Annotated in this window: 24 protein-coding genes and 1 tRNA gene; 6 read left to right on the top strand and 19 right to left on the bottom strand. The window is 61.7% G+C overall.

What is annotated here, in order from left to right; genetic code table 11:
* Positions 1–48: 48 nt before the first annotated feature.
* The gene (locus FA85_RS16910; RefSeq protein WP_051943797.1) at positions 49–750 is read left to right on the top strand and encodes a response regulator; all 702 of its coding nucleotides are present in this window, start codon (positions 49–51) and stop codon (positions 748–750) included.
* Here the strand turns inward: FA85_RS16910 and FA85_RS16905 are convergent, their stop codons facing one another.
* Both FA85_RS16905 and hisS read right to left on the bottom strand, forming a co-directional pair.
* The gene (locus tag FA85_RS16905) at positions 751–2646 is read right to left on the bottom strand and encodes an HAL/PAL/TAL family ammonia-lyase (RefSeq protein WP_036114646.1); all 1896 of its coding nucleotides are present in this window, start codon (positions 2644–2646) and stop codon (positions 751–753) included.
* 32 nt (positions 2647–2678) lie between these two features.
* Positions 2679–4070, bottom strand: coding sequence for a histidine--tRNA ligase (gene hisS, locus FA85_RS16900; protein WP_036114648.1), 1392 nt, complete (start codon positions 4068–4070; stop codon positions 2679–2681).
* 157 nt (positions 4071–4227) lie between these two features.
* Here hisS and FA85_RS16895 point away from each other — a divergent pair.
* Positions 4228–4304: transfer RNA gene (locus FA85_RS16895), tRNA-Pro, on the top strand.
* A 104-nt stretch (positions 4305–4408) separates the two neighbouring features.
* Here FA85_RS16895 and FA85_RS16890 read toward each other — a convergent pair.
* The 7 genes from FA85_RS16890 to FA85_RS16850 form a co-directional block, all read right to left on the bottom strand.
* Positions 4409–4813 carry a globin gene (locus tag FA85_RS16890; RefSeq protein WP_036114649.1) on the bottom strand — a complete coding sequence of 135 codons (405 nt, stop codon included), beginning with the start codon at positions 4811–4813 and terminating at the stop codon, positions 4409–4411.
* A gap of 1034 nt (positions 4814–5847) precedes the next feature.
* Positions 5848–6183, bottom strand: coding sequence for a hypothetical protein (locus tag FA85_RS16880; protein ID WP_036114654.1), 336 nt, complete (start codon positions 6181–6183; stop codon positions 5848–5850).
* 378 nt (positions 6184–6561) lie between these two features.
* On the bottom strand, positions 6562–7044 hold the full coding sequence (locus tag FA85_RS16875) for a helix-turn-helix domain-containing protein (protein ID WP_036114657.1): 483 nt from the start codon (positions 7042–7044) through the stop codon (positions 6562–6564).
* Between the two features lie 244 nt (positions 7045–7288).
* Complete coding sequence (locus tag FA85_RS16870; protein WP_051943799.1) at positions 7289–7918, bottom strand: AbiU2 domain-containing protein; 630 nt, start codon at positions 7916–7918, stop codon at positions 7289–7291.
* Positions 7919–7999: 81 nt separating this feature from the next.
* Complete coding sequence (locus tag FA85_RS16865) at positions 8000–8872, bottom strand: hypothetical protein (RefSeq protein WP_156108771.1); 873 nt, start codon at positions 8870–8872, stop codon at positions 8000–8002.
* Positions 8873–8993: 121 nt separating this feature from the next.
* Positions 8994–9260 carry an ankyrin repeat domain-containing protein gene (locus FA85_RS22795; RefSeq protein WP_036129179.1) on the bottom strand — a complete coding sequence of 89 codons (267 nt, stop codon included), beginning with the start codon at positions 9258–9260 and terminating at the stop codon, positions 8994–8996.
* 854 nt (positions 9261–10114) lie between these two features.
* A complete protein-coding gene (locus tag FA85_RS16850; RefSeq protein WP_051943800.1) occupies positions 10115–11671 on the bottom strand; it encodes a recombinase family protein in 1557 nt (518 codons plus the stop codon).
* A 162-nt stretch (positions 11672–11833) separates the two neighbouring features.
* Between FA85_RS16850 and FA85_RS16845 the strand changes: the two genes are divergently transcribed.
* Entirely contained in the window at positions 11834–12115 is a 282-nt protein-coding gene (locus FA85_RS16845) for a hypothetical protein (protein ID WP_036114667.1), read from the top strand.
* A gap of 51 nt (positions 12116–12166) precedes the next feature.
* On the opposite strand, the gene FA85_RS21155 is transcribed toward FA85_RS16845, so the two are convergent.
* Entirely contained in the window at positions 12167–12766 is a 600-nt protein-coding gene (locus FA85_RS21155; RefSeq protein ID WP_197056570.1) for an MltR family transcriptional regulator, read from the bottom strand.
* 184 nt (positions 12767–12950) lie between these two features.
* Between FA85_RS21155 and FA85_RS16835 the strand changes: the two genes are divergently transcribed.
* Positions 12951–13295 carry a hypothetical protein gene (locus FA85_RS16835; RefSeq protein ID WP_156108772.1) on the top strand — a complete coding sequence of 115 codons (345 nt, stop codon included), beginning with the start codon at positions 12951–12953 and terminating at the stop codon, positions 13293–13295.
* Positions 13296–13474: 179 nt separating this feature from the next.
* On the opposite strand, the gene FA85_RS21150 is transcribed toward FA85_RS16835, so the two are convergent.
* Entirely contained in the window at positions 13475–14353 is an 879-nt protein-coding gene (locus FA85_RS21150) for a CPBP family intramembrane glutamic endopeptidase (RefSeq protein ID WP_051943804.1), read from the bottom strand.
* 207 nt (positions 14354–14560) lie between these two features.
* On the opposite strand from FA85_RS21150, the gene FA85_RS22230 reads away from it, so the two are divergent.
* Both FA85_RS22230 and FA85_RS16820 read left to right on the top strand, forming a co-directional pair.
* Positions 14561–14782 carry a DUF2188 domain-containing protein gene (locus FA85_RS22230; protein ID WP_197056569.1) on the top strand — a complete coding sequence of 74 codons (222 nt, stop codon included), beginning with the start codon at positions 14561–14563 and terminating at the stop codon, positions 14780–14782.
* A gap of 235 nt (positions 14783–15017) precedes the next feature.
* The gene (locus FA85_RS16820) at positions 15018–15374 is read left to right on the top strand and encodes a hypothetical protein (protein WP_156108773.1); all 357 of its coding nucleotides are present in this window, start codon (positions 15018–15020) and stop codon (positions 15372–15374) included.
* A gap of 368 nt (positions 15375–15742) precedes the next feature.
* Here the strand turns inward: FA85_RS16820 and comJ are convergent, their stop codons facing one another.
* The 8 genes from comJ to FA85_RS16780 form a co-directional block, all read right to left on the bottom strand.
* Positions 15743–16147 carry a competence protein ComJ gene (gene comJ / locus FA85_RS16815; protein ID WP_051943806.1) on the bottom strand — a complete coding sequence of 135 codons (405 nt, stop codon included), beginning with the start codon at positions 16145–16147 and terminating at the stop codon, positions 15743–15745.
* Positions 16148–17087: 940 nt separating this feature from the next.
* Positions 17088–19034, bottom strand: coding sequence for a putative bifunctional diguanylate cyclase/phosphodiesterase (locus tag FA85_RS16805; protein ID WP_051943807.1), 1947 nt, complete (start codon positions 19032–19034; stop codon positions 17088–17090).
* A gap of 2 nt (positions 19035–19036) precedes the next feature.
* Positions 19037–20695: a methyl-accepting chemotaxis protein gene (locus FA85_RS16800; protein WP_051943809.1), complete on the bottom strand. Its 1659-nt coding sequence runs from the start codon at positions 20693–20695 to the stop codon at positions 19037–19039.
* A 259-nt stretch (positions 20696–20954) separates the two neighbouring features.
* On the bottom strand, positions 20955–21755 hold the full coding sequence (locus tag FA85_RS16795) for a hypothetical protein (protein ID WP_036114683.1): 801 nt from the start codon (positions 21753–21755) through the stop codon (positions 20955–20957).
* A 33-nt stretch (positions 21756–21788) separates the two neighbouring features.
* Complete coding sequence (locus FA85_RS16790) at positions 21789–22151, bottom strand: DUF3800 domain-containing protein (protein ID WP_036118010.1); 363 nt, start codon at positions 22149–22151, stop codon at positions 21789–21791.
* Between the two features lie 18 nt (positions 22152–22169).
* The gene (locus FA85_RS16785; protein ID WP_036114685.1) at positions 22170–22373 is read right to left on the bottom strand and encodes a hypothetical protein; all 204 of its coding nucleotides are present in this window, start codon (positions 22371–22373) and stop codon (positions 22170–22172) included.
* A gap of 64 nt (positions 22374–22437) precedes the next feature.
* On the bottom strand, positions 22438–22785 hold the full coding sequence (locus FA85_RS21975) for an ankyrin repeat domain-containing protein (protein WP_156108774.1): 348 nt from the start codon (positions 22783–22785) through the stop codon (positions 22438–22440).
* Positions 22786–22826: 41 nt separating this feature from the next.
* Positions 22827–23474 carry a hypothetical protein gene (locus tag FA85_RS16780; protein WP_036114688.1) on the bottom strand — a complete coding sequence of 216 codons (648 nt, stop codon included), beginning with the start codon at positions 23472–23474 and terminating at the stop codon, positions 22827–22829.
* Between the last annotated feature and the right edge of the window lie 225 nt (positions 23475–23699).

The following is a 23699-nucleotide window of genomic DNA, read 5'->3' as shown; positions in this document are numbered from 1 at the left end:
CAGCACCCGGCCAACATGGCGGCCATCTCCAAGCTGTGAGCCTTATCCATGCGTAGTACCGTGATCATCGCGGACGACCACCCGGTCGTGGTCGCGGGGGTCGAAACCGTGCTGAAGTCGCATCGCTACGACATCGTCGCGCGCGTCCACAACACCGACGCCCTCTTCCACGCCCTGGCCGATTACCCGTGCGACGTCGTCGTGACGGACTTCTCCATGCCCGAAGGCAGCCGCCCGGATGGCATGCCCATGATCCGGCGCATCCGTGCGATGCGTCCGGACACCGGCATCGTCGTACTCACCATGCTGTCGAACACGGCCATGCTGCGCAGCCTGCTCGACGCGGGCGTGGCGGCCATCTTCGACAAGCGCACCAATCTGCGCGACATCCCGGTCGCCGTGCATGCGGCCAACGTCGGGCGCTCCTACCTCAGCCCGGCCATCCGCCGCCTCTTCCACGAGGCGGACTGCGCGGCGGCGCAGGAAGAAGAACTCGCTACCCGGCTGTCCCCCCGTGAAATCGAGGTCCTGCGCGGGTACGCGCAGGGCTACCAGCTACCCGAGATCGCCTCGGCCATGGGGCGCAGCATCAAGACGATCAGCCGGCAGAAGCGCTCGGCCATGAGCAAGCTGGGCCTCGTCAACGACGCCCAGCTCTATCATTACCTGGCCGGCATCCGCGCCGACAAACTCGACGACTGGTCCCCGACAGACGAGGCCGCCGCCAGCCTCAACTTTTTCCCGCCGTGATCAGGCCGCGGCGACGAGACGCCCGGAGGCCACCAGTTCGCACATCAGGCGGACTTCGCCATCCATCGCACGATCGCGCTGCATGAAGGCGATGTGCTGGCGAAGAGCCGCCAGTGCCTCGCGCACGGCGACACCGCCATGGAAATCCTCGGCGACAGCGAGGGCGTCCATCAGCGCGCGCACTTCGGTTTCGAAGCGCGCGTAGTGCGGCGAGTCGGTACGCGGCGCTCCGGCGATTTTCGACGCCAGCGCCTGCCAGTCACCGCGCATCGCAAGGGTACGCGCGGCGTTGAGCATGTCCTGGCGGTATTCGAGCGCCTGCGCGGCGGTATACAGCTCCATCGCCAGCACGTGGCCGAGGTCCTCGGTCATCTCCAGCACGTGACGGGCCTCGTTGGCACCCATGGACACGTGGTCTTCCGCGTTGGCGCTGGTCGGCACCGAATAGACGGAGGCCGGGTGCGCGCGCGTGGCGAGGTCGTTGACCAGCGCCGCCGCGGTGTACTGCACGATCATGAAACCGGAATCCGTGGCGTCTTCATTGCCGATCAGGAAGGCCGGCAGGCCGTCGTTATTCGCGGGATCCACCAGCTTGGCGGTCCGACGCTCCGAGATCGAGGCGAGTACCGGAATCGACGCCTTGACGTAGCTCATCGCCAGCGCGAGTGGCATGCCATGGAAGTGACCGGCGGAAATCACCTGATCCTCGATGACCTCGGCGTTCTCGGCATCGGGGAAGACCAGCGGATTGTCGGTGACGGCGTTGAGCTCGACGTCGAACACGCGACACGCCTGCTCCCACGCGTCGCGCACGGCACCATGCACCTGCGGCGCGCAGCGCAGGCAGTACGCGTCCTGCGGCTGATGCTTCTTGCCGCCCTTGAACGGGAGGAAGCGGGAGTAGAACGCCTCCTTGCCATGCCGCTGCGTGGCCGGCACCCAGTCCCAGCCGATGTCGAAGCGATAGGCCTGGTCGGCGGGATCCGCCCACGAGTCCGACAGCCACGGACGGAAGCGCGGCACCATGTGGTACGCGATGTCCGCCAGCGTCGAACCTTCGAGCAGACCGCGTATGTTGCGTGCCGCCGCCACCTGCCCCGGATGGGGGCGCAGCGCATGCACCTGTTCGGCGTAAGCGCCCGTACGTCCAGCGAACGCGTCGAGCGTCATCGCGGCCGCCAAGTCCGCCGTGCGGATCAGCATGTCCATCGTGTCGAGCGCGAGCACGCCCGTGGCCAGCATCTGCGTCGTGCCGTTGTTGAGCGCAAGACCTTCCTTGAAGGACAGGCGCACCGGCTCGAGACCGGCACGCTTCAGCGCCTCGGCACCGGGCAGGCGCTCGCCCTGATAAAAGGCTTCGCCACCACCCAGCAGCACGATGGCCAGATGCGACAACGGAGCCAGGTCGCCACTGGCGCCGACGGAGCCCTTCTCCGGAATCACCGGGATGACGTTGCGGTTGAGCAGCTCGGCCAGCGCACCCAGGGTTTCCACGCGAATGCCGGAGTGTCCCTTCATCAGCGTGTTGACGCGGATGGCGAGCATCGCGCGTACGACGTCTTCAGCGAAGGGCTTACCCACGCACACCGCATGGGTGATGATCAGGTTGTGCTGCAGTTCTTCCAGCAACGTGCCTTCGCGCGGCTCCGGATTACCGCCGGGCAACTCGTCGCGCACGCGATGCGCGCCGAGCAGCTTGTCGGCATTGCTGCCGAAGCCCGTGGTCACGCCGTAGATCGGCTCGCCGCCACCGACCTTCTCGGCGAGAAAGTCGGCCGCGCGCCTGACCTTCACCAGCTGCGCGTCGTCGAGACGAATCGAAGCGCCGTGGCGAGCGATAGCGGCGACCTGGGCGCGCGTGAGGCTACGTCCGTCGAGAAGAATGCTGCTGGTCATGGGGATGCCGTGCGGTGGGGGTAAGAGAAAGCTCAGCGACCGATTTCGGCCTGGGCCAGTTCGACGCGCAACGTCTTGACCAGGTCGGCGCGAGCCACCTCGAACTGATCTTCGCGACGAAGATCCTTCACGGTGACCACGCCCTTCGCGATCTCGTCTTCGCCCAGCACCACGACGAAGCGAATGCCCGCCCTGTCCGCGTACTTGAACTGCTTGCCGAGCTTGCCGCCCTCGAGCACGACCTCGGTGGCGATGCCTGCGTTGCGCAGTTCCGTCGCGACGGCGAGATAGGTCGGCAACTGCGCCGCGTCCATCTGCGTCACCAGCACGTCCACCGTGCTCTGCGCGGTCGAGATCAGGCCGGCGTCACGCAGCTGCCAGTAAAGGCGCGTCAGGCCGATCGAGATGCCGACGCCCGGCAGATGCGACTTCGTGTACTGACCGGCCAGATTCTCGTAGCGGCCACCCGAGCAGATCGAACCGATGCCGGGATGATCGTTGAGCGTGGTCTCGTAGACCGTCCCCGTGTAGTAATCGAGGCCGCGGGCGATCGACAGGTTCAGTGCGAAATGCGTCTCCGGCACGCCGAAGTCGCGGATCATGGTCAGGACTTCCTTCAGCTCGGCCCTGCCCTGCTCGAAGGTTTCCGAACCGGCACCCAGCGCGTCGAGATGCGCGAAGGCGTTATCGACCGAGGTGGAACGTACCTGCACGAAGGCGAGAATCTTCGCCGCCACGTCGGCCGACAGGCCGAACGCCTCACCGGTCAGCGTGTCGCGCACATAGTCCGGACCGCGCTTGTCGAGCTTGTCGACTTCGCGCAGCACGAGCATCTGCTGCTCGGCGTCGGCGATGCCGAGGTTTTCGAAGTAACCGCGCATCAGCTTGCGGTTATTCAGCTGGATGGTGAACGGACCGATGTTGAGGTCGCGGAACACGCTGTAGATGACCGCCGGAATCTCGGCGTCGTAACGCACCGACAGCGAGTCCTTGCCGATCACGTCGATGTCGCACTGGTAGAACTCGCGGAAGCGTCCGCGCTGCGCGCGCTCGCCGCGATAGACGCGCTGCATCTGGTAGCGACGGAACGGGAAGCTGAGGTCGTGCTCGTGCTCGGCCACGTAGCGCGCCAGCGGCACGGTGAGGTCGAAACGCAGCGCCAGCTCGGGTACGCCGCCCTTGTCCTTCTCCGCCGCCGCGCCCAGCGCACCGGTGGACTGCACGAAGTAAACCTGGCGCTCCGTCTCGCCGCCGGTCTTGGTCAGCAGCACATCGCTGTGCTCGATCACCGGCGTCTCGATCGGCAGGAAGCCGAATTTCTCATAGTTACGGCGGATCGTGTCCAGCATGCGCTGAAACGCGATCTGATCGAGCGGCAGGAGCTCGAGGACACCGGGCATGGTGCGGGCCGGGGTGAGTGCCATGCAATTCCTCTTCGGACAGGCTTATACGGAGGCCGCCACGCGGCAGCCGCATAGATTAGCAGATGGCCACAGCCCGCCCCGGTAGGCAATGCGTGAAAAAAGTTGAAGCGACCTGTTGCCATTGATCGGGAGCATGGCTAATATACGCGGCTCCCGTCGGGGTGTAGCTCAGCCTGGTAGAGCGCTACGTTCGGGACGTAGAAGTCGCAGGTTCGAATCCTGTCTCCCCGACCAATGAATTCGTTCATTATGAAAACGCCGGCCTAGTGCCGGCGTTTTTGTTTGCGCGGGATCCGGCCTGCGAACGACCCGCAGGCACAGCCGCCTGGCGATCCGCGTCAGTAGGCGACGGCGAAGGCGTGGGTCACGGCGCTCATCGCCTCACGCCAGCGCGCCTCCAGTTCCGGCGTGAGCTGCTCGTCGCGCTCACGCACCGCCTGCAGCAGACTGTCGAGCCAGTACGTGTAGTACTCCGGCGGTACCGGCGCCCTGCCCGTGCGGGCATGGACGCGGATCATCTCGTCGACCGGGCGTTGCGCCATACCGTCGCCGGCGGCCCAGGAGATCGCCAGGCTGATGCCGCGGCGCAGGGCCATGTGTTGCTTCTGGAAGTCGGTCGTGGCGAACAGGAGCGCGAGACCAGGGTCGCGGGACAGGAGGATCTCGTAGAAGCGCCCGATGAAACCGCGCGTGCGCAGGCAGCGACCGTAGCTGACCTGAAGGTCGTCGTATCCGGAGGACATGGGAGGCTCGCTTTGGACAAAAGCTGCGAGCTTAGAAAGGTGCGGTGCGGGCTGCCCCGACCTCGGTCAAATTATGGGGCGCGAGCGTCACGGGTCGCGCGCGGGGCGCGCTCCTACATGACTCCGGAAACGGTGGTCTGGAAACGCAAAACGCCCCGTTAGGGGCGTCTTGCGTAACTGGCGGAGAGTGAGGGACATCATTTCCCCCTTCTCTCCCAACCCGTCCAAGCCCAGCCCGGGTGTTCCGGGTGGTGTCCCGGATTTTTGAGCGGATAAGACCCTAACGTCAAGGCACAAAAATTTTTCGACTACCAATCTATCTCTTGAAGAAATTTTCCGGCCACAAGGCTTCCGGCAAGTACTGCCTGATTAGCTTCGCTTGGCCGTGGTAGCCCCTAGCGTCGAGCTCTCTCAAGAAAACCGGCCAAGGCGGGATGTTGCTCATGTAGACATTCCCTGACGACGTAGACATGCCCCCGCCTTGTGACGTTGATAATCCGCCATATTGGGACGTCGAAAGCCCCCCATATTGTGAAGTCGACAGTCCTCCATACTGTGACGTGGACAATCCACCATATTGCGAGGTTGATAAACCACCGTACTGGGACGTCGACATACCCCCGTATTGCGAGGTCGACATTCCGCCATATTGGGATGTTGACATGCCTCCATATTGCGAGGTCGACATCCCACCGTATTGCGAAGTGGACAAACCGCCGCCCTGCGAGGTGCTCAGGTTGCGCGGCCACATCCTCACGCTGGGAATCACTGGTCTGTTCAAGGGCACTCCTTACTTTCAGGCTTACCTTCAAAACCTGGCAGTTCTAAAGGATGTAATTGGACACATTCTGCATTCGTCTTGGCAGGTTGGAAGGTCGCAACGCATGCGTCCAGCATGGCCTAGACTAGCCGCAAAAATCGGGCTGCTTCTCGTGCGAGTCACGGCCCACTGGCAGCATCGCTTTCTTGAAGAACGAAGACCCGCTCTCATAGATACAAACGAGAAAGCCGCCCCCTACGGGGCGGCCTGTTGGTTATGCAGCGATGACGTCAGGAGTCATGGCCAAGGCCGTTCCCACCGCCTTTCCGAAGGAGGTGTCAAAGTGCGCCATCGCCATCTCGATGAAACGACCGTGGTAGACGGCATAGACCTCCTTGGTCGCCTGATGCCCGCGCGGGAACAGGATTCCGAGCTGGAGTTCCCCAGCCACAACCTTAGGACGGAGCCATGCCTTGCCGCGCCACTGGTCGGGGGTATGGGTGAAATCACCGTCCGAATCGTACTTCCACGTCGTGACGTGGCCCTGGTCGATGGCCTTCTTCATCGCGGCGAGAAGCCCCTGGGGATTGCTGGTCGTAAAGCTAATCATGGTGTTTTCCTTTTGGGATGGAGGTCCCGGAATCCATGAAGCGACAACCTGTCTTTCATGCCCTGCGCTTGCCTATCGATACACAATAGGACTAATTTGCAGGGGCATGCCGTTCCCAAGACTGGCTGCGCCGCGCGCCTCCGGGTGCGCACCGGAGGGTTGAGTTCCTAGGCTCAACCCTCCTTTTTTTTGCCCCGAACCGGCGGCCCGTTCCTTCACCTGAACCTTATGCCCGCTGGCCGGTCTCGTAAAGACTTGACAGCAGCTTGATTTTTCTTCAAAAAAATGCTACTTAGTTCTTGTTTTTTCGCTCTTTGAAGGTGAGCTCAAAAAACAAGAACCTTCCCACATCGTGAAGGCTGAGCGAAACCTGAACAACTAGAGCGCCTTCTTGCCCGCAAGTCCGCCCTTCTTCTCCACGTCGGTCGACGCCTTCGCAGCCGCCTTAAATTCCGGGGCAAGAGCCTTGAGCCTAGAGACCAGACCGGAGAGGTCGTAGCCGTTGGGCCGTTTGCCGTGGTTGGTTATTTTCTCCACCCGCTGAACCAGTTTTGCCTTTTCCAATTGGGCCACCTGCCGTTGGAGCTGCCGTTCGGAAATGCCGATACGGACGGCCAGCGTTTCTTTGCTGGACCAGGGATGCTTTTTTGCATCCATCCACCAGTCGATGAGCTGGAGAAGAATGGCAAGCTGGGTCCCGGAGAGGCCAAGGCGTCCTTGGGCACGGAGCAGGATGGAGGGGACGATGACAAATCCCCTTCTCATGACCGCCTTGCCCCACTTGGCCTCTGCCGAGTTGGAAGAGGCGGCCTTTTTCGGTTTGGAAGATGCCGATGTTTTCTTTTTTAGAGTCGTCGCCATACAGTTATCCTTGCGTCACACCTTCAATCTAGGGCTGTGGAGACGCCGCCGCAAGGATTTGGGAGGAGGCAACCATGCCTCCTCCGACCAGACCTTAAAGCCTCCTTCTAGGAGGGGGCAAAAACGCCCGGTAAGCATTACCCCACTACCCACCACGGTTAGCAGGACCACAGAACCATAAGCGACTGGACACCAATGACCAGTCGAGAGGCACGAAGGGCACGCCAAGAAAGGAAAGTCTTTCTTAGACGGTCAGGCCCGGCTTTTGCAGCCGCTCCAGTTTTTCCAGTCGATGCACCAGCAGCTCCGCTCCTGAGTGGTCGACAAAGTCCTCATACAGGACTGTGGTGTCCCGGTAATGGTGATGGAGGGCGTTGAGAACCTTGCGCAGTGAATCGAGCATGCGTTCCACCTTAGCCCGACTGATGCCGGAAAGCGGATGGGCCTTTTGGTCTACTGCGTGACGATGGTCACGGTGGGCGATTCGCTTGTTCCGGTGTTCCCTGGCGAATTCACATTCATCCAATGCGTCCGCACACAGGGCATCGACTCGGGACCGGAAAGCCATATCGGCAATCAACGGACCAAGGGAGTGGATGGTGAGGTTCCTGTTGCTTCCGCTTTTGGCCGGGTCCGTCATCCGGGCAATCCCGAGCAGGACCCCATCCCATAGCTGGTCCTGGACAATCTGGAAAAACAGCCCTGCTGCACGGTTCAGGAGATGGACCGTGTCTTCGTTCGTGCCAAAGAGTTGCCGGTACTGGAGCCACACCACTTGCAGTTCAACCAGCTTGTTGTCGAGGACAGCCATAACCTCGCCAAGGTCGTCGCCCATGACTTCGGCAAACCTGTCCGGCCCGTCTGCGTACTGCATGTTCAACTCCTCGCGGTTTAGGCACGTGTACTGAAGGACTGTCGGCCGTGCAGGCCCGGCACAACCAGAGGCATCCGGAAATCAGGCAGCGGTATAGGGCGCCGTTTCGGGAGTGGTCCGGGTGACGGGCAACACGGATGACTGGAGGACTGAAAAGGGTTCCGGTTTGTTCGGAAACTTGCGCTTCAGTTCGGCGAAGGTGGCCTCAAGCTTGCCAGGCTCCCTGGAGCCGAAAACGACCGTCCCGAATGCCTTGCCGAAGACCGTCTGCAAGGCAAAGACCTCATGAGTCCTGTCCATGGTGAGCTTGTAGGAAAACTGGTCATTGAGGTGCCGTCCGGTCCTTACAAGGTCAGGCACCAGCCCATCGAAATGCTCCATCTGCTTGAGCATCGGATAGTGCCCCTTCTCATAGAGATGGACGTTGGTGAACCAGTGGAGCAACAGGCAGCCCTCCACCGGAAAAATCCGTTGTGAGTGGAGGAAATAAACGGCCTTCGCCAGCTTGGAGGAAAAGGTGCAGACAGCGTTGGTCATCTCGGGAGGAACCCGGACCACTCCGGCCTCCTGATGGAGTTGCCCCGGTGTCGGCGTGATACCAAGCTTGCGGTTATTGCGCCTTGCCTCGGCCGCAGAGAGTTCCATGCGGCTGAAGATGCCCGGGAACTGCTTGACCACCCTACGCACAATACCTTCCGTTTTCCCATCCGAGTCACTGGAATCATCAAACGGATTCATTCTCGCTAGCATGGAAAGCAGGAGGTCTTCATTCGACGTACCGCCATTGCATCCATGACATGCCGCAAATTCGAACCCTTCGGGCCATTGGCGGTTCTGGAAAAGGGCACGTGGTGGACAATGCTCCACCGTGGTCGCCAAGGCGGCCCCACCACAAAAGATGCAGTTGGGATTGGTCTTGAGAAGCGCCTGTTTGTGTTTGGTTGCAGCACCCATGGATTTCCCCTTTGAACTCTTACAGATTACCAAGGACCCTCGGTGACAATCCTTGTTGTTGGGGTGAGCCTTGTTCGACCCACTTCATCCGGACACCCAACCCATTCCTCATCCAATCCTCCTATCGGCTTATGTCAGATACAGGCGCCAGCACTCGGGCCACCCTGCGGTGCCCGTGCTTTGCCGCGCGCCAAAGGGCTTCGGCGTTATGGGCATTCGGGTCACTGACAGGCAGGAGCAGCTCGACACACCGCCAATGGCCCCGGTGGGGGGCGTGGAGCAGCGCGGCGTAGTGATGCGCGGCGGGGTCGACCCCGGGATGGTTGATGAGGGCGGACACGGTGACGTGGTCCCCGTCCCATGCGGCGTCCGCCAAGGCTCGTTGCATTTGGTAGTTCATTGAACGGGCCTCCCTGCCCTGGCTTCTGCCTGACAAAAAAACGTCAGCGCGACATTCTGTCTACCCTGGATTTTCGACCCGTCAAGTGGACAACCAGACGGGCTTTGCAGGGGAAGCGTCTGGATGTACAGAGCTAAATTAGCTTTGAAAATATGGGCTTAAAAAGTTTTGTTGGACCCATCAGTATTCCCTGTCTTTGGTCGGCCGATTGCTGGTGAGGTCCTCTGCGTGGCAGGGACTGTTCGCGTTGTTGTCCGTTCTCACAATGGGCACAGCAGTCCTATGGGCGGCGTCGTGCCTAACCCTGGCTCCGTAAGCTGAACCCCTTTCATACGCAAGCGGGGCCGGCCTTCCGGCCCCTTTTTTTGCCCAACGCCGCGCAGAGAAAAAGTACATGCCGCCGCCTCGACCGATATCCGTCTTGCCTAACATTGAGGTCGGCGACGACCGGCGAAGCCCCCCTTACCGGTTGTGGGGGACCCGGCCGCAGGCCTAGCGGTCTCGCCTGCAAGCCTCATGAAGAGCGGCGAGCTCCCTGGAGTGATGGCCGGACATCCAGCGGACAAGTTCAGCATCGTCGAGCAATGCCCGCACAACCCCAGCCAGCACCACGCCTTCGAGAACCGCGAGACCTTCTGCCCGCCCGTTCTCCGCGAGCCTCGTCGAACGGCCCAGCGCGACCCGGGAAATATCATGCTGGGCGAGCATGGGCGCAGCCCGGGTGTCGGCCAGAAGCACCCTAAGCGCAGCGGTCACGCTGGCAAAACGGGCCTCGGCGTCTCGGGCAGCGGCCGCAAGCCCCTCCGCCTCCAGCTTCCGCGTCCACTCGCGCTCGGACCGGGTCACCCACACAGTTGCGTGTCCTGCCGTGACAGACGCGCCAAGTCTTCGAGAACGGCCAGGGATGGGTACCGGCAGCTTTCGAGCAACGGACCGTTTCTTGTATAGATGCAAGAAGGCCAGGTCGGGAACATAACTCTTGGAAGAACAAAGTAGTCCTTGGGGCCGGGCTCCCCAAATTCGGAGCGCGCAAAGACGACAACGTCGGTGTCTTCGGGTTTCCGGTGGTTGAACCACTGCTGGCGTGACTCTCTCGGCCGCGCCCCGTGCACCACCATGAAAGACAGTGACCAAGCGTCATCGACTGTCAGGCACCACCCTTCCCGCGTCACTGTCGAACCCGCCTCTTCCAGTTGCCCAACGGCGAAGGCCGTCAGGCTTTCCCGCCACCGGGTGAGCCACAGTCGGATGTCGGCGTATCGCGGGTTCCTTCCAGGGACAAACCCTACTTCACGATACAGCGCGGTCAGGCCACCGAAGCGGCGGGCAAAGCCGTGACTCGACAGGATGCCTGGCTCCGCATCAAGGAGCGGAGCACTCAGCCTGCCTTCCCTCTTGAGCAACCGCCGCGCTTGGTCGAGCAGTTCGGTCCTCGTATCCCTTTTTCTCAGGGCAACCCGCCTGGCCGCGACCGCTCGGAACAGCTCTGGTGCAATCACTGCCTCGTAAGCGCCTTCCTTCCTGACCCAATCGGACTCCGGATTCTGGACAAGGGGCCCTGCGAGCTTCTTGCTCGCCCGGCAGTACACGGCGTGCCCGACATATTTCTCGCCGTCGAGAATGGTCCGCACCGTGCCATAGACCCAAGGCTTCCCCCTGTGCGTCGGCACGCCACGGTCATTGAGCTCCCGGGCAATGGCACTGCAGCCCAGTCCCTCCAAGTAGCGCTGGAACATCCAGCGAACGGTTTTGACTTCCTCCGGTGGGCCCGGGACGAGAATGATGCGGTCGGTGAGGATGCTCTTGTGGTCGCCGTCGCCAAGGAGGAACTTCGCCTCGCCGTCGGCACTGACAAGCAGACGCCGGAGCCCATAACCCGCAATTGCGCCCTGGCGGTAGCCGAGGCTTGCCAAGTGCCGCTGGCCCGCCGAGGTCTTGGCTGAGAGCTCCCGGCTGTACTCGGCGGCCATGGCCCTTTTCAGTCCTTTGAACACCATCGAAAAGGGCGACTGGTCATTCTCAAAGGGCTCACCAACGTAGATGACCTGGATGCCGGAGCGCCAGCACATGAATTCATGGAAGGCTGCCTCATCCGTGTTCTGGAACCGTCCCCATCGCGTGACATCGAGCACCAACACGCCATCGAATCCCGCACGGCCGCCCCGGACGTCGTCCATGAGCGACGTGAGCCCCGGCCGTCGCTCGATGGTCAGCCCGCTCCGCCCCGCGTCTTGATACACACGCACGATGTTCATGCCATGGCCGGCGGCATAAGCATCGATGGCGCGCGTCTGGTTTTCCAGCGAGTAGCGTTGCATGTCCGTCGACATGCGCATGTAGGCCGCGACGATGACGGGCTGGGCGGTGGATGCGGTTCTCGGTCGGATAAACACGGGCATGTCACCGTGCGGCCGTTCGACGGTCAATCTACCCACTCTAGGCCGAGTCGGCACGCATAAAAAGCCTGTAACAGTGGTGATACAGGTCCGGGCCAACCTTGACCGCGTGCCTTTTCAGCGCGGCGCAAAACTCCACGTACCATTCGCCGATATACTCTCGACATGGAATCCCGGGAAAGCCCCATCCTCGATGTTGCCGTCCTCGTCAGTGAGGCGGCTGCCATGGGTGATGCCGCGTTGGAAAAAGACATGGACGAAGCACGCTTCCGGGCGCAGCTGATTGCCGCCAAGGCAGACTTGGCGGGTTATGTCGACCTCGCCATTGCCGCCGCTCACCTCGTCGCGGTCCTCGGGCCAGTTGGGACTACGCCAGGCCCGGGATACGGCGCGGGCATTTTGCGCGTTGCCGATGAGCTCGATGCATTGGGCTTCGAGCCGCTTTGAAGCATCAAGGCCGGGCCCTCGGCAGGCCTGAAGCCAAGAGGCAGTAAAATCTCACCTGCAAGGCATCGCCGCCGAGAGCTCTGGCAGGGAAATGCCAAGTGCGCGTAGCTGAGCCCGCCCCAGCGTCACAACCAGGCTTTTCACGCCAAGGGCAAAGAGTGCCTTCGTTCGCTTGATGTAGCCCGCCCTTCTCAGGTCGTAGTCGTCCGGTGTCTCTCCCTCCGCCACGCCATAGGTGGGCATGACATGAAGAATGTCCTGGATGGAATTGAGGCTCTCGACCAGCGGTTTGAATCGGTCATCCACGAAGTCGACCTTCGCCTGGGAATGCGCAAATTCGTTTCGGATGCGGCGGATGAGCTCAAGGTCGTCGAACACTGCGCGGTCAATAAAGCCCATCCCGTACGCCATCTTTATTTTGGCCGAAAAGGTCGACAAAGGGCCGTTGGCGTCAAACAAGGCTTTTTCGACCTTGCCCACGATGGCGTTCTTCTTGAAAACCGCTTTGAACAGTTCGGCAAGGCTGTCTTCGAGCATCGCTGCGCCTACGAGGACGCATCCCCTGTCGGATTCTTCCATCAAGTCAGCGGCGGGAGCGGTGTCGGTCATGCCAGTCATGCCACCCTCGATATGGTCCTGGTTGCGCATCATGACCAGCCCCCACTTCAACATTGAAGGTCGGCGGGGGCCGGCGAGTGCTTTCCTTGCCGGGCCGCGCCGGCCACGACTGCACCGGCACGGTGCCCAGCGGGAAATCACGCGAGCAGGTGTTCCCTTCTAGGTGCCCCCGTAGACCGTGGGGCGGTGGGCATTGCCTCGACGACATCACAGTCAGGTGCACCGTTTTCTTGCCGGTTTGCAGGCAAACGGCGAGCGCATTGACCGCTACGATGCGCTTTTCTTTCGGAGACCAGCGATGTCAGACGAAGGTTTCGCCCTCGATGTCGAAGCACTTGTCCTCGATGCAGTTGCCTTGAACGAGGCATTGCTCGACGGCGACCTGCAGGAAAGCCGGTTTCGCGCGAACCTCATCGAAGCGGTTGCACGCGCCGGTGGTCTTCCCGCTTTGCAGAAGGCCGCCCAGGCGGTCATCAATCGCCTGGGAAAAGAGGGCGAGACGCCCAAAAACGGATACGCCAAAGCAGTGCAGGACCTCTCCGTGGAACTCAGCAAAACCTGACCCGTCTTCGCTGCTGACAAGTGTGTCGCGTTGCCCGGCAAGAAGACAGTCCAACGGAAGTCCGACAACCAGTGCGGCGCAAATAGAGGGTGGTGTCACTGCCCGCAGCTCATCCTGTGTCGAACGTTCCCACACAGATGTGCCCGATGGGCGCCAGCACGCAACCCAGTCCCGGGATCTTAATCCGGCAGTCCGCTGGCCAGGGGCCGCATAAAGGCGACGCTCCGCTTGGCCTGGACCGCAAGGTACACCGCCATCAGTGTCTCGGTCAGTGCCATGCCCCACCCAAACTCCGTGGTTACATATACCGCCTGCCCCTCTCTCGCCGTCATGGCATCAAGAACCCCCTGCACCAGGATGTTGTGGCTGGCATGGAGGAGCACACAGGGCCACACACTGCCGGACACTTCCCGCAGCCACGCCATGGATACCCCCATTGCCACCACCATGACCGTAAAGCAGCTGACCGCGTACAGCGGCGGCGTTCCTGCGTTGTAGTCGGCGCCCAGCAGAATCGGATAATGCCAGACCGCCCACACAAGGCCGACAACCAGCCCGGCACCCGTCACCCCCATGTGGTCCGCCAGACGGGGCGAGAGAAATCCGCGCCAGCCGAGCTCTTCCCCAAGCGTCCAGACCACGGTCGACAACACGCCGAAGGTCAAGGTGGAGGGAATGCCAAAGAGGGCCGAAAAGAGGGCCTGATGGGTCGCGATGTGGTACATGCCCGATTGGGACGCCACGTAAGACATCCAGCCCCATCCGCCCGCGACGAACGTCCAGACCAGAAGATACACAGGGATGGCATAGACCCATGGAATGAAATAGCCCGCCAGCCAGAATCGTCGTTCTGGCGCCCGCAAACCGAGAGCGCCCCACGGCAGGCGCAGTTGGACGGTGGTGATGACCGCCGCCACTCCCGGGCACCACATGCTGATGCGCGAGAGCATCGGTGGGGTGACGCCGGCATGGATGCTAAGGAGGTCGACCGGCGCGCTCAGGACCACCAGCCAGAAAAGAAACCAGCCGATGGGCTGCCATGTGCGTTGGGGAGTCACGACGCGTCTCACCGTAAGGACCGACGGGTGATGATGGCGTCCGGGAACGCCAAGGACGCCTGCCAATGGTCACGTCGTCTCGGGGAGGACCTTCTTCCGCATCCATGCCATACGCCCCGCGAGCGAGTTCACGGACGTGTAAGAGACTTTGACGCAAGAAATGTCGACTCCGGCCATAGTCGCACCACCCTTTACAAGTTTGCGTCCATGCGGGTCTTCGACATTCCGCTCGCCCCACCAGACCATACCTGGGCTGTTTCAATTCCCAACGGCGAGCGCAGGCAATTCGGTGCGCGGCACGAGGCCGTGGTCTACGCCGCCAAAGTTGCCGCCCAGATTGACACGATGAGTGGAGGCGCCTATCTGAGTATTGAAGGGGAAGACGGGAAGTGGAGGCTGTTTACGCCTGACCTCAAAGCGCCTCTTTGATTGGCATTTCCGGCGTCAGGCGTTGGTTTCCGGGTTCCTTCGCCTTCCTCCCCCGAGTCATTGACGAATGTCGGCCACGGATGGCGTTTCAGAGTATCCGGGCGTCTGCCAAATCGTGTTTTGCGCATGTTGTAGCGCCGCACTTTCGACTGGAGCCGGCCCGATGCATGCCGGCCGTTGCCGCTGTCGGGTATACCCGTTAAAAATGCCCTCAGCCAGAGCGAGGGGAGGCATCTTGGAACGCATCATCATAGTTACTTATCGTCCCCAGACCGGGCGACGCGAGGAGCTGTTGGGGCTACTCGCCAAACAACACATACGGGGGCGCGAGCTCGGGTTGATTGGCACCACCCCTCCGCTGCTGGGCGAGGGCGTTCACGGCGAGATACTGTATGTCGTCAAGCTGGCGGCGGGAGCCAACGTTGACCTTCTTTGGGAAGACCCTGTCTTTCAGGACATCGACGCGCAGGTGGCCGTGATTGCCCGCATGGTGCCGATTCGAACGCTCGATGAGGCGAGCGCCTCGTATATGGACCTCGCGTCCCTCCCCATCCTGGGTGGGCCCATGGGCGGGCACGCCTTCGGTCCTTAACTCGCCGGCCCCGCCCCTGAGGGCCGGCGAAATCGGAGGCTTAACGGTTAAAGCCGCCATCAGGGTCCTGCTGGCCGACTTGGTCGGGGTCGCCCTCTTCCGGCCCACCCCCCGAGCCGGGGGCACTTGGCCCGGGTCGCTGTCGGGTTACCTCGGCTTGCCGTCGCCGGGCTGTGCGGGCTCCTTGCCTGGATCCACGACGCCTGTTTCGCTCATTCTGGCTTCATCGCTCATGGTCTTTTCCACCGGTTGGGAGCTCGATGGGGCGCCGACCGCCGTGACGGGGACGGCAGGCTCGGGTCAGCAATGAGTGAGCAATGCATCATCAGGTGCTGACCTTCGCCCATGCCGCACCCGCTGCAAGGAAGTCAGGGCACAGGTGTAAGCACCGGCACCAAGGCGAGGATGAATCGAGGGACCGCCACGCTGGCGGCCGGTATGTACTCCGACCTGACCCGGTACCGGCCCGGACGAAGCGGCATCACTCGGGACTCGGAAATGCTGGCAACTTCAAGCTCCGCAATTCTGCCGATGTCAAGCATCACTTCGATAGACCGGACAGCGTCCGGTGCCGGCTCTGGAAAGGTGTCATCCACGATGACATCGACTTGATGGGCCCCATCCTCATCCGCGCTGAATGAGCAGCTTTCCGGTCGCCACGAGAAGCCAACGGCGAATGCTTCTTCCGTCCAGTCCTTGAACGGGTTGTCCAGGTCCGGCGAGAAAATTGCAAGCTGGCGGTAAGAAACGTCGATGTTGAAAGACTGTCTCATTGTGTCAGGTCCACCCTTATCCGGAACGCCTGGACCCACGCCGAATCAGGCTCCACATCAAGCACGGCAACACTGGGTTCACGCTTCTCGACCGACGGTCCCGCGCTGGGCATGTCGAATCCGGTGATTCGCGGCTTTCTTGGAATGTTCAACCCTTGCCCTCAGGGAAATGCGCGCTGAGAAGGTGATTGCGGGCTCTCCGAAGTTCAATCCCCCCCCGGCTTCGGCATGGCAAACAGACCGTGACCGCCGACCCCAGTCGAGCGACCCGGGCCGGGCAACCGACGTCAGCTCAGGCGCGCAACCGCCATCTGACCAAGGCTCCAGACACTGACCCATGCCTTTTGCAGGGTCGCGTGAGCCGCGGAATCCGTCCCGGAATCAACGATGGCCCCTTTCTGGTCAAACACCTCGAAAGCGCCTCGGAACCCCTCGCCTGATGTGGCGAGGACGGAGTATCCACATGTAAACCGGACGGACATTGTACAAATGTACCGCATCTTTTCTCGTTTCGTCATCCATCCTTGTCACCCAAGCCAAGCTCTGCGTCGAGTTTGCAGCAGCAGATATCTTGCAAAGCCCACCCCACTGGCACTGTGGTTTATCAGGCGGGGGACAACGCTTACCGGTCGACGCCCTTGCCAGTCCCGACGGCCGACCTGGTCTACATCTTCCTCATACGGGCCGCCGTTTGACCCTGGAAGAACGTCACCGGCTCAAGGCCTGGTGACTTCAACCGGCCACCCATGATTGCCCTTCGTGCCATGTGTGCATCCACGCTACCCGTTTCGCGACGCAAAGTCGGGCTGACTTCTTGGCGGGAAGACCACCGTGGCCGCCGGCTTTGATTGGCTTGGCGCGTGGCTTCATCCAGCGGGGTCACCGCGTGCATTTTCATCGTTGCAGCGAGGTCCCTGTTCCGGAAAACACCAGTGGGGCTTCAGGACCGTGTCGCCGGGTCACATCGGAATGTCGAAACTGGACCCGCCGCCATCACTTCAAAGGCGCGAGCGCTCAAAGGCTCGGCGTAAAAATACCCCTGGCCTTCCTGGCAACCGGCCACGAACAACGCGGAGTGCTCCTCGACCGTCTCGACCCCCTCAGCCACCGAGACGATGCCAAGCCTCGAACACAGCCGGATGATGCCGGTGAGCATCGCCTCCTGCCTCGCATTGGACAAGAATCCGCGCACCAGCGCCTGGTCGATTTTGAGGATGTCGAAGGGGATGGTGTACAGGTACGAGAAGTTGCTGTATCCCACGCCGAAATCATCGATGGCAATCCGCACGCCTTCCCGCCGAAGCTTCGCCAATTGCTCAAGCACGCCGGGACTGTGCTCGAGCCAGTCTCCTTCGATGATTTCGAGCTCGATGCAGCTTGGGGAGACCCCGCTTGCAACGCAAGCCAGAAACACCCGGTCCGGCAAGTCGCCGCCGTCGAAATCAGCCGCAGTGACATTGACCGACACCGTTGTGACCACGCCCTCGGCTTGCCAGGACGCCAACTGGCGGCAAGACGAAGTGAGAACCCAGTCCGTCACTTTTCGCATGAGGGCGGTGCGGGCCACGATGGGGATGAACTCGCCCGGGGAGAGGTCGCCAAGCTCCGGGTGCTTCCACCGAAGCAGGGCTTCGCATCCGCGAACGTCTCCGGAGGCAAGGTCGACACGGGGCTGGAAGAGAAGATGGAGCTGATGGTCTTCAAGCGCCTTTGGCACATCCGCTGCGAGGCGGTACTGGCGACGCATACGCTCGTCGCGGACAGCGTCGTACACCCGCCATGTGGCACGGTCATCGATGGCATCCTGGGTGGCCGAGACGGCCCGACGGAGCGCGTCAGCGGCGTCCCTTGCATCAAACGATACAAATCCGGCGTGGCACGTGGGGTGCAGGGCAATGCCTTCCGCATCAAGCGGCATGGCAACGGCACGGGCAATTTCATCGAGCAGCCATTCGCAGGAAGCGCCGGGCAGGGGCCGGAGAAAAAATGCAAACCGTGCCACGGCCACATGGTAGAGCGTTCCGAACGGGCGGACGATGGATTCAAGCCTCTGGGCGACTTGGCGGATGACCGACTCGACAGGGCCCATTCCGAGTGCCTGGGCAAGTCGGTGGGCAAGTGGCAAATCGATAACATCGACAAGCGCAAGGTCGAAGGTACCGGAAAAGCCGGCGCCGGCCATGGCGTGGATGTCGGCATAGTACTGCTGCCGGTTCGGCAGCCCGGTGATGGGGTCACGGCGTCCGACCATCTGGGCCAGGGCAATCTGGTCGAGAACCAGAGCGGCGAAATCGGTCAACCGCTGCTTGTCTCGGTCGGTGAAGCGGCGCGGTCGATGGTCGAGAACGCAAAGGGTGCCCACGGCATGACCGGAGCTGGTCACGAGGGGCGCTCCTGCATAGAAGCGAAAACCCGGCGCGCCGCAGACGAGGCGGTTGGATGCAAAACGGGTGTCTTTCGTCAGGTCGGCGACGACGAAGACGTTGTCTTGTTCGATGGCCACCGAACAGATGGAAGCGCCCCGCTCCGTGCCGGACTCCTCCATGCCCACCCGGGAGACGAACCGCTGTTCGGCTTCGCCAACGAGCGACACGAGGACGGTTGGCATATCAAAGGCCTCGGCCACCATCGAGGTAAGCCGGTCGAGGCCGGGCAGCGGTCGGCTGTCCCAGACCCTCAGACTGCCGAGGGCGCTCAGGCGCGCCCGCTCGTTCTCATCGACGCGCCCAGCGGCGGCGTCCGCCATCCCATCTCCTCGCTCCATTGTCGCCTCCGCCATGGCAGCCCCCTGCTGGGCAAATCGCACAAGCCCGTCCGGGACTCGCGTACCCGGGATGGAGCCCTTGCCGCCATCTTTGCGCAGCTCCAGGAGGAATTCATCCAGCACGCTCAGAACTCCCGCCACACCGAGGCGGCCAGGGCCAAAGTGGCCGGGGGGGTGGTCGACCTGACCGCCGGGGCGGGGACGGGGTGTACCAAAGGAGCCGTGGCTGGCGCGATGCTCGCATCGGTGTTGCCAGCAAAGCGGAAGACCGCAACCTGGGTCATCAACCCGTCCGCCAGTTCGCTCGCTTGCTGGCTGGCGGCACTGGCTTCTTCGACCAGGGCTGCGTTCTGCTGGGTAACGGCGTCGAGTTCGGTGACCGCCATGTTGACCTGGTCAATGCCGGCCGCCTGCTCGGCACTGGCGGTGGCAATCTCCCCGACAAAACTGGCGACCTTCACGGCCGCGCCCTGCATTTCAGACAGCGCAGCAGTCGTCCGCTCAAGCAGGACCACGCCTTCCTCAACCCGCTCACTGCTCGACGCAATCAGGTTCTTGATGTCCTTCGCTGCCACGGCACTTTGGTGTGCAAGGCGTCGGACCTCGCCTGCAACCACTGCAAACCCCCGGCCCTGCTCCCCTGCCCGCGCAGCCTCGACCGCCGCGTTGAGGGCAAGCAGATTGGTCTGGAAAGCAATCTCGTCAATGACCGACACGATACCGCTGATTTCCCGGCTGGCGGCACTTACCCGCCCCATGGCCTCGGAGGTTTCGCCGGCCAGCCCGCTGGTGGTCGAAGCCTGAGTGGCGAGATGTTCGGCGAGCCCCCGGGCGGCCACTGCAGAATCAGCATTCTGACGGACCGATGCTGTCATCTCCTCCATGGATGCGGCCGTCTCTTCAAGACTCGACGCCTGCTCTTGTGTTCTCGAGGACAGTTCATCATTGCCTGCGGCAATATCCCGGGCCGCAGCACTGACTTGCCCGGCGTTGTCACGGACCTTTCGGACGATGCCGGCAAGCGTCGTGTCCATGGCCACCAGCGAGCGGAGGGTGTCACTGACCTCGTCTTTGCCACTCACCGCGATGGCGTGCCCCAGTTCGCCATCGCTGATGGACGCTGCCAGCTCGCGGGCCTGCATCAGTGGACGCATGACGGAACGGGCAAGGAAGAAACCGGAAACGACAAGGCCGATACCGCCCAGCACGACGACGAGGGCGACCAAGACGACGGCCGTCTTTTCCCGGCGCTGGGTCTCGGTGTAGGCGACGGCTGCCTCATCCACATTGGCCTTGACGATGGCCTGGATAGCCCTGGATTCCTCGGTGAAAGCCGGGCCTACAGTCCCCAGCATGAACGCCACGGCCTCCTCGTGCCGCCCGCTGGCCATGAGTGGTTCAAGCTCTGCCTTTACGGCACGAGCGTGCTGACGGGTCTTGAGGAAAGCTTCGGCGGCCGCGCGTTCCGCACCCGACGACACCAGCGCCGGATAGTAATGGTCCCAGAGGGCGTCCATCCGGCTCACCGACTCGGCACTGCTTGCCTTCTCCTCGGCAGCTGCTTCGACAGTCCCTTTCAACAACGCGCGGTTGAGGCCGGTGCGGTTGTCGTTGAACAGGTCACGGATGGCTGTGACCTCGACGATGGGGACGAGGGAGGTCTTATACAGGTCATCGAGCTGCTGGCCGGTCTGGCGAAGCGCGAACAGCCCTGCCGCGCCCACGGCCAAGGCAGTGACCACGGCGGAAACAATTAGGAAGGTAATGCGTTGGCGAACGGTCATAGGTAACTCCTGACGGATATTCCCCTATCGGCGGTAACGCGCTCGACTGAAGCAAAAATGACAAAATTGACGATTCCGTTCATGCACGATTTAGTCGCACACGTACAGCCGGCCTGTCCGGTTCAGCCTGCGACCGTCTATCGATTGCCCTGAAGGCCACCGGTGCCCGCGCCGCTGACCGAACCGACAATGCGGCAACGGACGCGACGAGCTCATTGCCGGGACGTCAGTGCAGTGTTCGTGGACCTCGCCGATTCGCCTATGAAAGACGCCCAAGACCGGGCGCCACCACGGCTGCGAAAAGCACGAGCAGGACAAGGGTCGTGCCGATGAACGCATGACTTCGCCGAATGAGTTCACCCACCACGTCATTGCGCTTTATGAAAAAAAGAAGCAGGAGATGCCCGAAGGGTGCAACGGCAAAGGTCATCAACCCATCAACCGCCGAAGCAAGAACCCCGCCGTGCCAGAGCGCACCAAGAAGCGGCGCAGTGAGCGCAGCACCAAGGTAGGGAACAATTAAACGCAGCCTGCGGCCGTCAATCACTGAAACGGCTGCATGCCTGAGGAAACGAAGTGTCAGCCAATACCCTGAAATTCCGACGGTAGCAGCGACCATGTGCCATTGGCTCGCCCAGCTCAAATCTCTTGCGACATGACCCCAGTCGTCGCTCCCGTCGAAGGCCTCCTTGACCATCTGGGCGAAAAACCAGAAAAGAAGCATGCTTGCGACCGTAAACAGGGCCAGCCTATACAGCGGGTTTTTAGCCCGGCTTCGGTTGAGCGAAACCAGTGCCAAGCCTCCAACAATCAGAGCTCCGACTGGACCGCCCCCATCGGCAACCCACCCCGCCCCATCGCACCTGAAAACCAGAAAGGTCAGAAGGGTGACGGTCCCGCCATCGAGTGCACACCCCAGCCCATGACCGATGGCTTCATGGGCCACCGAGCCGACAATTGTCACGAGCGTGCCGAGCATGGCCAGCACGACCCAGTCATCCCGCATGCCGCTGTCGTCAGTCTTACCTGTCAAGACATACCTTCTTGTAAAGAACGCCATCCCGAATCCAGTGCCGGGCGCGTGCCAGGCACGTTAACGCAGAGGGATAAGGTATGCAGTCTTCGGGACGGCAGGGTTGTCGAAAGAATCGAACAGGCTGTCGAAAATCTGGATGACTGCACAATCACGTTTGACGAGCTTGTAGACGTCAAAGCGAATGGACAAGGTCCTGACCAGTGTCTGGAGCTCTCTTGCGAACTCTCCCAGTCGCCCCTGTCCGAGTTCGGAAGCATGGAGCCGGCTGACGCCAAGGGAGGCCCGCATCTTTTCAACGAATGGCCGGGCTTCTACGTCCAAATCTCTCGGGCTGCTGACCGTGCCGTAGAAAATTTCCGGCTGCGATGGGTCGAGAAGATTCAACCCGGTCTGCCCACTTTCGTCGATGTAAAAGTACATGTCCCGCCCTCCCTGACTCTATTCAATAATCCGGGCTTCGCCGAGGTTGGGACCGTCTTCCGCATAAATGGCCCACCGGCTTTGGGGAAGTTCAGCGATGTCCATCCCCTCGACTTGGTCGGCAAGCCTGCGGAAAATGCGCGCAAGCTCATCGCCGACCGGCTTTACCGCCTGGTCGAAGGCACGCCCCTCAATCTTGAATGACACTTCCATCTTCATCATCAAATCCCCTGTTGTGGTTTGCCGATGATGCCGGGCTATGCAGGTAACGTCTGTCAGGGAAGGCCTACACACGGAGGAGCATGGCTGTCGACGACGCAGGGAGTTCTGCCCACTCCCACGCCTCCCATTCCCGGGTATCTGACACCGGGGCGAGCAGGCGCAGGCACCGGCGATGCCCGGCCGTCCTTCCCTTTGCTGCCCGGTAGAGCGCCTCGGACTTGCGCTCCATTGGGTTGCTGACGGGAATCAGCATGCCCACGATGCGCCAATGTCCTCGATGGGCTGCATGCAGCAGTGCCGTGGAATGGTGGGCAGCAGGGTCGATGTCAGGGTGCTGGAGAAGATGAGCGACGAGATTGGCATCGCCATCCCAACATGCGTCTTCGAGCGTTCGTTGCAGGTCGTGGTTCATTGAAAAGGGCCTCCTTGCCCAACGGTCATCCATGAGAAAAATCAGAGCCGCCTTGCCCGCGCTGTCACCGGAGCGCCTGCCCTTGGCATCTTCCGGTCGAACATTCGGCGGCGCTCGGATTCGACCAAGGCCCGGATGGCAGCGGTGTACCGGGTGGCCGACTGTCTGTCGAACTCGGCAACCTTCAGCGCACGCCGTGCCCAGCCATTGCCATCGGACCGCTTGGTGCAACGGCGGATGACCGCAGGCGTCGGCGCATCGGACCAGGGCCAGCCCGGCGTACTCAGGCGGTCGCGACGGTCCATGGACGTGGTGGCGGAGGTCCACGGCCAGCAATCGACGTCCACCTCGTCGAACTGCGCAGCGCGGGCCGTCGCCTTGTAGTCGAGCCAGGCGTTGAAGGGTTCGACATGGTCGGGCTCGTTCCGGAGGTAGAAGCGGACAAGCCGGAGGGCCTGGGCATGCTGGAGGTGCAAGGAGAGCTGATGGGCCTGCCAGGCCGACCAGAGCTCGGTGGTCGAGACAAAGCGCTTCCGCTCGCCTATCCAGTAGGGCTTTCCGTTCTCTGTATGGCTCAGGGCCCACGCGGTGTGGGCGACGCCATCGGGGGTGAAGCTGGCAGCGGAATGGAGGGTCAGGCGGACCTTGGCGAAGTAGCGGGCAAGGTCGGGGGTGGATGGTACGTTCAATGGAAAGTCCTTATTCCGATTTGGATAGAGTTTAGCCAATTGGCATTTTTATTAGCTTTTTGGTTGGATTAGTCAAATCAGTGAGTTAGGTTGGAGAAGTAGCATGTATACGTTAGACTGCGAATACTGCCCGACTCCTTTTCTAGTCGCGATTTTCGAGATTTTTTCTCAGTTGCGGCACTGGAGTGGACCTTTCTGAATTGACTTCCCCAATCTGCCAACGAA

Origin of the sequence: Luteibacter mycovicinus, from assembly GCF_000745235.1 — a bacterium.
In the GTDB taxonomy this organism is placed as follows: domain Bacteria; phylum Pseudomonadota; class Gammaproteobacteria; order Xanthomonadales; family Rhodanobacteraceae; genus Luteibacter; species Luteibacter mycovicinus.
This window is presented reverse-complemented; position numbering and strand designations above follow the sequence as displayed.